8 protein-coding genes and 1 pseudogene are annotated in these 8,422 nt (G+C 62.8%); all 9 read right to left on the minus strand.

Going from position 1 to position 8,422, the window contains the following annotated elements:
* A partial coding sequence (locus ABEL04_RS06510; RefSeq protein WP_375801577.1) for a cation:proton antiporter occupies window positions 1-334 on the minus strand: 334 nt, incomplete at its 3' end.
* 139 nt (window positions 335-473) lie between these two features.
* On the minus strand, window positions 474-815 hold the full coding sequence (locus tag ABEL04_RS06515) for a hypothetical protein (protein WP_375801578.1): 342 nt from the start codon (window positions 813-815) through the stop codon (window positions 474-476).
* 136 nt (window positions 816-951) lie between these two features.
* Entirely contained in the window at window positions 952-1,224 is a 273-nt protein-coding gene (locus tag ABEL04_RS06520; RefSeq protein WP_375801579.1) for a hypothetical protein, read from the minus strand.
* Window positions 1,225-2,582: 1,358 nt separating this feature from the next.
* Window positions 2,583-4,115 (minus strand): amidophosphoribosyltransferase, encoded by a 1,533-nt coding sequence (purF, locus tag ABEL04_RS06525; RefSeq protein WP_375801580.1) that lies wholly within the window; start codon window positions 4,113-4,115, stop codon window positions 2,583-2,585.
* A gap of 212 nt (window positions 4,116-4,327) precedes the next feature.
* Window positions 4,328-4,450 (minus strand): hypothetical protein, encoded by a 123-nt coding sequence (locus ABEL04_RS06530; protein ID WP_375801581.1) that lies wholly within the window; start codon window positions 4,448-4,450, stop codon window positions 4,328-4,330.
* Between the two features lie 40 nt (window positions 4,451-4,490).
* Window positions 4,491-5,399: a carbohydrate kinase gene (locus ABEL04_RS06535; protein ID WP_375801582.1), complete on the minus strand. Its 909-nt coding sequence runs from the start codon at window positions 5,397-5,399 to the stop codon at window positions 4,491-4,493.
* 74 nt (window positions 5,400-5,473) lie between these two features.
* Window positions 5,474-5,764 (minus strand): annotated as a pseudogene (locus ABEL04_RS06540) (glycosyl hydrolase family 32); the annotation flags it as partial.
* Window positions 5,765-5,801: 37 nt separating this feature from the next.
* The gene (locus ABEL04_RS06545) at window positions 5,802-6,818 is read right to left on the minus strand and encodes a LacI family DNA-binding transcriptional regulator (protein ID WP_375801583.1); all 1,017 of its coding nucleotides are present in this window, start codon (window positions 6,816-6,818) and stop codon (window positions 5,802-5,804) included.
* 79 nt (window positions 6,819-6,897) lie between these two features.
* A partial coding sequence (locus tag ABEL04_RS06550) for a sodium:solute symporter family transporter (RefSeq protein WP_375801584.1) occupies window positions 6,898-8,422 on the minus strand: 1,525 nt, incomplete at its 5' end.

Raw genomic sequence — 8,422 nt, forward strand, 5'->3', positions numbered from 1 at the left:
CAAGGATCCACCAGGCCAGGACTGCACCCCCGCCCCAACTGACGAGGGCTCCGAGCGTCGTCAGCGATAGGATCGGAAGCTGAACAGGCCGAAGGCCGGAAAACCGCAGCCGCATTCCTCCCTCGAACAGAACGATGGAGACCCCAAGCGAGACGACCGGGAACAGGGCGTCGCCGAGAAGCTGATCGGGATTGACGATGCCTGTGGCCGGGCCGACCACCACCCCGGCAACGAGCAACAGCACGATCGACGGAAGGCCCAGTCGGTTTGAGATCCACTCCGCCCCCACGCCAAGCCCGATGAGAAGGACCAGTGCCGACAGTGGATCGAGCATAACCCCTCTGAGGACTCGTGAATCCTGAGATTCGTGGAGGCACTGCGGCGTTCTCCTTGCACATCCGTTTCCGGTATCCTCACAACACCGGGCAACAGGACCTCTTCACGTGAGCTGGGCTTGGGGCCCCACCGCCGAGTTATCCCTCATCGCTTGAGGCTTCCCTCTCTTCGAGAAAATCGTAGATGGACTTCAAGCGGAGAAGCTCCTCTTCCCCAGAAGCCCGGTCGAGCCGTTCGGTGACCTCACTGAGGACCTCCTCTGTGCCTTTGTCTTCGAGATTGGCCCTTATGGTGACGACTTCCCTCGTCAGCTCACGGACGTGAACCAGGACGTCTCTCATCTGCTCGGTAAGCACCAGAAGAAGGGCCTCGGGGCTGAGATCGCCAAGTTCCTCGGCCCGCTCGTGCTGGGCTTCAATTTTTTCCTGGGTGCTTCCGTTGCCTGTCTGCTGGTCTGTCTCGTCGGCTAGGGCGGTCATAGATGGAGAGTCAATTGGTAAGAGAACAGTCGATGAGAATAACTTTCGCCCACAAGGCTCCGTTCGGCCCCAAGACGCGCCCTCGAGGCCGGTGGAGAGAAGACGTGATGCGGAATGTCCGTTCGCAATAGAACCGCTATTCACCAGATGGATTGGCGGCCTTCCGGAGCGTTTCAGCGCAGGATTCGAGCCGCAAGGCCAAATAAAGAGCGTGATTATGAGGGGTATTCTTCTCCCCATCCCCCCGAAGTTCCCGACCCTCCGGAAGCGTCCCTCGGAGGCGGCGCTGAAGTTTGTCGAGTTCAGCGTGGCAGCCTTTCAGGGCCCCTTTCACGGCCTCGGCCGATTCGGTGAGGGAGAGGGGGCGGTTTTTAGAGGTGTTCTGAGAAGGGATTTCAGAGTCGCTCATGGCTGAGGGGAAAGACTTTGACGCTGCTATTGAACGTTGACCTTCGCCCATGGGAGATGGGCTCCTACACCCATCATTCACAACGATGGATGATCGAAAATATTGCTCCGCCGGGCCGTTTCATTGTAGCTCGAACATTCTATCCTCGCCCCTGTAGACCCTGGTCGAACAGATTTTCTTTGGTGGTCTCGCGTAAGCAGTTGCATCATGCTCTCGCAGGCGTTTCTGACATTGAGAAGACTCCTCCTTCCAAGGCAGAGACAGCACGCGTCCGCCTCAGATCCACGTCTCTTCGGATCGGCCATAGCCCTGCTGGCTGGGATCGCGCTCAGTGTTCTTCTGACCGGATGCTCGGAGAGCGAACCGTCGACAAGTAAGACCGTCGCCCCCGGCTCAACCTCCACCCTGAGTGCCCCTACGACCCGGCCTGACAGCGGGCCTCAATCCACACAGTCCAAGCCGCGCAGACCGTTCACTCCGGCGGAGATCAAGGCGGCAGGTCGAGTGTACGCGAAGGTACAGGAAAAGCGAGAAAGTCTCCTGACGCGGAAAGATTCGGTCGAGAAGAATAAAGAGACGCCGACTCCCGAAGGGTCGCCCGCTTCCGGCCTGCCCCCTCAGATGCCTCAGATGCAAAAGCAGATGATACGGGCGATGGCATCTGCAATCTCTGAGGAGTCGGAGCTGAGCACAACTCGGTTTCGACGCTTGATGAACCGCGCCATGAGCGACTCTCTTCTGCGAGACCGCTTCTTCGAGGCGATTCAGAAGGCTGGGGGAGAGTCGCCGTCGCCTCAAGGACCCTCGCTTCAGGAACCCTCTCCCTAAGAATCCTCGCTCTTGTGCAGAACCAGGCACGAGAGGTTTCCAATGTCATCCTCTCCCGGTGGGTCTACCTGATCCGGGAGATGGAAAAAAGCACTCGATCAACGATACCTCCGCGGATTTGGGCCTGACCTACAAGCCGGTTCTGGATGTGTCTCACAAAGTCAAAGAAGCGATCTACGACCGGCGCGAGGAGTGCTCGATGCATTAAACTAGGGAAGTCGAGGCCGACGACATGCACGTAGAAAGGAGGTGAGCAGGGCCGAGAGGAAAGCGAGGACGAGGCAGCTACGAGCGAGATCGCCAGCAGGAGCGGATGGAAGTCGTCCAGAAACTGGTGAGATTTTTGGGCTTGGCCAAGTTGCCAATACGAAGGCCCCTGCGGCCCACTCGGGGCCGGGGTGCTGGGGCAATGTGCCTCATTCCTTACAAGACCGTTCGAGAAGATGCCGACCGATCGGCTGATCGGAGAAGAGGTTCGGCCAGAGCATCTGAGCGACGATGTGTTGGGGCGCAGTCCGGAGACTACTTCCTCACTGCGCTTGGGGGGCCGGGGCTTGCCAGTCGAACTCCTCCTTGCTCATGTCCTCGTCGACCGGCACCGGATAGTCGCCTGTAAAGCAGGCGTTGCAGTAGCCGAAGGAGTCGGGATTGGCCCGGGTGACAGCCTTCATGAGACCCTCCACGGAGAGGTAGGCGAGGGAATCCACGCCGAGGTAGTCGCGCATGTCCTCGATGTTGTCGAACTTGTTGGCCAGCAGCTCGTCGGCGTCGGGGAAGTCCATGCCGTAGAAGCACGGGCTGATGACCGGGGGGGAGGAGACACGAAAGTGCACGCTCTTGGCGCCGGAGTCGCGGAGCATGTTCACGAGATAGCGGGCCGTGGTGCCCCGCACAATCGAATCGTCGAGCACCACGACCGTACGATCCTCCAGCAAGCCCTGCACGGTGTTGAACTTGCAGCGCACCTTCATCTCGCGGCGGTCCTGGCCGGGGGCAATGAAGGTGCGGCCCACGTAGTGATTGCGAATGAGCCCCAGGTCGAACCGACAGCGACGGCCCATGTCCTGGCACTCCTCGGCGAACCCGAGGGTGGAGGTGTTGGCGGAATCGGGGACCGGCACGACGATGGGCGTCTTCTCGTCGTCCTCGGCCTCCTCCGGAATGGGCGCCTCGTGGGCGAGCTGCACGCCCAACTGGCGCCGCACCTTGTCCACCATCTCCCCAAAGATTTGCGAGTCGGGCCGCGAGAAGTAGACGTACTCGAAGACGCACTGGCTGACCCCATACTTCGTGGGGATCTCGTGGCTCTCAAAGTCGCCGTCGTTCACGCAGCCCTCGCGGTCGATCACCAGAACCTCTCCCGGCTCGATGTCGCGGATGTACTCCGCGTCGATCATGTCGAAGGCACACGTCTCGCTGGCGACGCAGTAGGCCGGTCCCTCATGGCGCTCGGGCGTCTCCAAACGGCCCAAGGCGAGCGGGCGAAACCCGTTCGGGTCGCGGACGGCGATCATGTGCTCGTCGGTCATCAGGAGCAGCGAGTAGGCCCCCTCGATCTGCATGAGGGCGTCGATGATCTGGTCGAGGTGCTCCTGGCGGCGGCTCTGGGCCGTAAGGTGGAGGATGAGCTCACTGTCGCTGGTGGTCTGGAACAGCGTGCCGCGCTCGCTGAAGCTTTTGCGCAGCTCCTTGGCGTTCGACAGGTTGCCGTTGTGGGACAGGGCGAGGTTGCCCTTGCGGTGGTGCACCACGAGGGGCTGGATGTTGGCCCGGTTGGCGGCGGCCCCGCTCGTGGAGTACCGGTTGTGGCCGATGCTCGCGTCGCCCAGCAGCTGCGTGTTGAAGAGGTCCGGATCGTCGAACACGTCGAGCACGAGGCCGAAGTCCTTGTGGACCGGCATCACGGGCTCCTCCCGCTGCTCATCGTAGGTAGAAGTGACGATGCCCGCGGCCTCCTGGCCCCGGTGCTGCAGGGCGTGCAGGCCGTAGTACGTGTGCCGGGCGGCCTCGGGGTGATTGAGGATGCCGAAGATGCCGCAGTGCTCTTGGACGGCGTCGCTCATGAGTGGAGGGGCAGCGGCAGCGAACCGCAGGCTGATGGGACAAGCGCTGAACGGAACATCCGCGACGACCAACGCGGATCCATAGGGTTATCGGCCACGTGGTTCGAAACTGTGCACGCGACCACGTGATCCCAGACGAGCCAAGGTCCAGACTGCGCTCATCCCTCGTTTACAGAGTTCTTCTCCCACGGCCCCCGAGGAGGCGCTCACGCCTAGGCCCCCGATCCAGAACAGCGTTCGCCGCCGGAGATGACGATGGCATCGAAGCCAGACAGAAAGCCGGTCCGCGCGGCGGCAAATGCGCCGAAGAGAGCGAGCCGCTGTGAACGATCCATGGGGGACGAGACAACATTGAACGCAGGCGTCCCGGCGCGCTCAGGCAGTCGCCCCCGGCGATTCGAGCGGCAGTTCAGAAATATCCGCCAGCGTGTCCACCCTGTAGGTGGGCAGGGCGCCAGAGCGAGAGGCCACGAACGCCCCCAGCCGATTGGCATGTTCGAGCAGGGAGGAGCCCTCCCAGCCGCTGAGCAGCCCCGTCAGCAGGGCGGCGAGGAAGGAGTCGCCGGCCCCCACCGTGTCGGCTACCGACACGGCGTATCCGGGGTGGTGACAGCGCTTGCCGTGTCGCCACAGCCAGGCACCGTCTTCCCCACCGGTCATGCAGACGGCCGAGGCGTCGAACGTCGCCGCCAAGTCGGACATGGCCTGTTCTGGATCGTCGGAAAGATCGAACCAGTCCTGTAAGTGGTGCAACTCGTCATCATTGAGCTTCACGACGTCGGCGGTCTCCAGGGATTGTTCGACCACCGCGGGGTCGACGAACGGGGGGCGAAGGTTGATGTCAAAGGCGCGCAAGAGGTCGGCTTCGCAGAGCCGCTGAATCGTCTGGCGGGAGGTGAGGGCCCGCTGGGCGAGGCTGCCGTACACGAGGGCGTCGGCGTGCTCTGCGTGTTGGCCGAGGGTGTCGGTGAACGTGATGGCGTCCCAGGCGGCCGGCTCCAGGATGTCGTAGTCCGGCTCGCCGGTACTGCCGAGTTCGACCTGCACGAAGCCCGTGGGGAGGGAGTCGTCGATCTGCATGAGGTCGGTGCCCAGGCCGCGGGCCCGCATGCGGCGGAGCGCCTCGCGGCCGAGCCGGTCGTCGCCGACCCGGCTCACGAAGGCCGTCTCTCGTCCGAGGACGCGGAGGTGGGAGGCCACGTTGAAGGGCGCACCGCCCAGAAAGAGGCCGTCCGGCAGCGCGTCCCATAGAATCTCGCCAACACAGAGAATCTCGTCGCTCATTGTCGAAAAAAGTGTCGTTCAGCAGAAGGTCTGCGGTCGGGGGGATCAGTCGGCCCAAATTCGCTCAGGAGCGTCCAGTGCACGAGGTCGGTGCTCGTGGCGTGGTACCAGCTCATGTGGCCCCAGGTATTGCCCTCCGGGTTGTACTGGTGGAAGAGGTGGAACGTCCCGTCGTGGTAGACCAGCCCGTTCGGGTCGTTCATCCAGTTTTGCCGAGGGGTGTAGTGGAACTGGGGCCGGTACGGCTCCTCAAACGACGGGCCGGACGCGGCGGCGGGCGCACTGGAGTCGCTGCATCCCGCCAGGCCGAGCGGGGCGAGCCCGACGGAGAGGAAAAGGAGAAGCGTTCGGAGGGCGGTCCGCATCGGAGAGAAGAATCGAGAACTGTTGACAACCGTTCAGTCACGTGCTGTCGGAGTCAGCCCCACAGGACTGACGGACGATCAGCTTCGGCTGAAGCGTCACGACCGTCGGGGACCGGTCGGGGGCGTCGAGCCGCTGCAGAAGAAGCTCTGCGGCCCGTTGTCCCATTTCGTAGCTGGGCTGGTCAATGACCGTCGGCGGAGGGTTTAGGGCATCGGCCCAAGGGATGTCGTCGTACCCGACGAGGGCCATGTCCTCGGGCACCCGCACGTCGTGCTGGTTGAGGGCCGCGAGGGCCCCGAGCGTCGTCAGATTGTTGCCCGTGAAGAGGGCCGTCGGAGGGCGATCGAGGGCGAGGAGGGCCTCGGTGTGGTCCTTGCCCCGCTCGCGGTGCAGTTCGCCCTCCCTCACGAGCGCGGGATCCACCGGCAGGTCGTGGTCGCGGAGGGCCGCCTCGTATCCTTCACGGCGCTCCGTGAGCGTGGAAATGCGAGCAATCCCGCCGATAAACGCGATGCGACCATGCCCGTGCTCGATCAGATGGGTTACGGCATCGTGCGCCCCCTGCCGGTTGTCCGAAAGGATCGTATCGAGGCGCAGGTCCGCCATCTGCCGGTCTACGCACACAATCGGGATGGAACTCTCCGCAAAGTCCTTGACGGCTGCGTCGTCGAGGTCCACGGGGGGAACGATCACGCCATCCACGTCCTCGGTCTGGAGCGTATCAAGGGCGACCTTCTGGTTCTCGGGGTCCTCGTCGGAATTGCTAAAAATGACCGCGTAGTTATGGTCGCGCGCCACGTCTTCGACGCCCCGGGCCACCTCTGCGAAAAAGGGGTTCTGAATGTCAGGGATAATGAGCCCAATGAGATTGGTTTCGCCCGTCTGCACACGGAGCCGACGAGCCACCCGGCTCGGCTTGTAGTTGAGGGCCTCCGAGGCCTTCCGTACGCGCTGACGGGTGTCGGGGCGGACCTTCTCGGGGTCATTGAAGACGCGCGACACCGTGGAGATAGAGACGCCAGCCTTGCGGGCAACGTCTTTCAGGGTAGCCATGGAACCAATGGATTGGTCGGAAGGGGTGGCGAGCCGCGGAGCGTGCGCCGTGGCTGCCCGCCTGACCTAACAGGACGCCTCAGGCGAAGAAGTAGAGGATGACGGCGGTACAGAGGACGAGCAGAATAGAATGGTAGCGGTAATTTTGCCACCAGGCAAGCCTTTCCAGTGCCTCGGTCTCGGCGTGCCAGTAGCTGACGTCCCAGGTCAGCTTCTCGGTCTTTTCTGCGGGCGGAGGCTCGGTCAGAAGGCTCACGCCGACAAGGATGAGCACGCTCATGACGAGCGACACGCCGGCGGCGTAGAGGAACTGGATCGCGAACACCCCCATGATTTCGTTCAGTACAAAGAAGACGACGCCGAGGCTCACCCCGAGCAGCAGGGTAACGAAGGCGCCGTGCCGGTTCGCCCGTGTCCAGAAGATGCCGCCCACGAAGGTCGCCACGATGGGCGGCGTGGTGTACGCGAGCACCGACTGCAAGTAGCCCCACAGCGTCTCGAACCGTGCGATCTGAGGGGCCCAGATGATCGCTACCAGCAGCGCCCCAGCAGTCGCCACCTGCCCCGTGAGGACGACGCCCCGGTCGCTGAGGTCCGGGTAGAGCGGTTTCACGAAGTCCATTGTCACGAGCGTGGAAGCGGAGTTCAGGATCGAGTCGATCGACGAGGTAATGGCGGCTACCAGGGCTGCCAGGACGAGCCCGCTTACGCCCGCCGGAAGCAGGTCGAACACGAGCGTAGGAAACACCATGTCGGCGTTGGACAGGTTCGGGTACAGCACCAGGGCCATGGTGCCGGGCAGGATCATGAAGAAGAGGACCGGCAGCTTCAGGAACCCCGCGAAGAGGGAGCCCCAGCGCCCGTGGTTGATCGTTTTGGCCCCGAGCGTACGCTGTACAATCAGCTGGTTGGACGTCCAGAAGTAGGTCCCGATCACGAGCACGCCCGTAAACAGGCCCGGCCAGGGCATCTCCGGGTCGCTGGGGGGCTTAAAGATGCTCAGGGCGTCCTTTCCGGCGGTATCGACTACGGCGCCCCAAGAGGGAAGCTGCAAATACGCAGCGATGGCCACCGTTGTCCCGCCAATGATGAGCATGATGGCCTGTACCGTGTCCGAGATGACGACGGCCTTAAGGCCCCCGAAGACGGAGATGATGGCGGCCAGAAGGGCCAGGGCAGCGACGGCCATCCACAACGGGATGTCGAAGAGCAGCACAAACACGAGCGCTCCGGCGTAAAGCGCCCCGGCCGCGTCGATAAACATATTAAAAAACAGATTGATGCCGGAAAAGACCCGCCGAGACCGCACGTCGTACCGTTTCTCCAAAAAGCCCGGCATCGTGTACACCCCCGATCGCAGGTAGAAGGGGAGGATGAAGAAGATGAAGAAGATGAGGATGATGGCCGCGCTCCACTCATAGTTGTACACCGAGATGCCCTGGTTGTAGCCTGCGCCGGCCAACCCCACGAACGACGCCCCAGACATGTTGGTGGCGAAAAGCGAGAACCCAATGAGGGGCCATACGAAGTCACGCCCCCCGAGGAAGAAGTCGTCGGCGTCCTCCTGCGCCCCGGCAAACCACAGTGGAATGAACCGGGCGAGA

This window comes from Salinibacter sp., from assembly GCF_042218895.1.
In the GTDB taxonomy this organism is placed as follows: domain Bacteria; phylum Bacteroidota; class Rhodothermia; order Rhodothermales; family Salinibacteraceae; genus Salinibacter.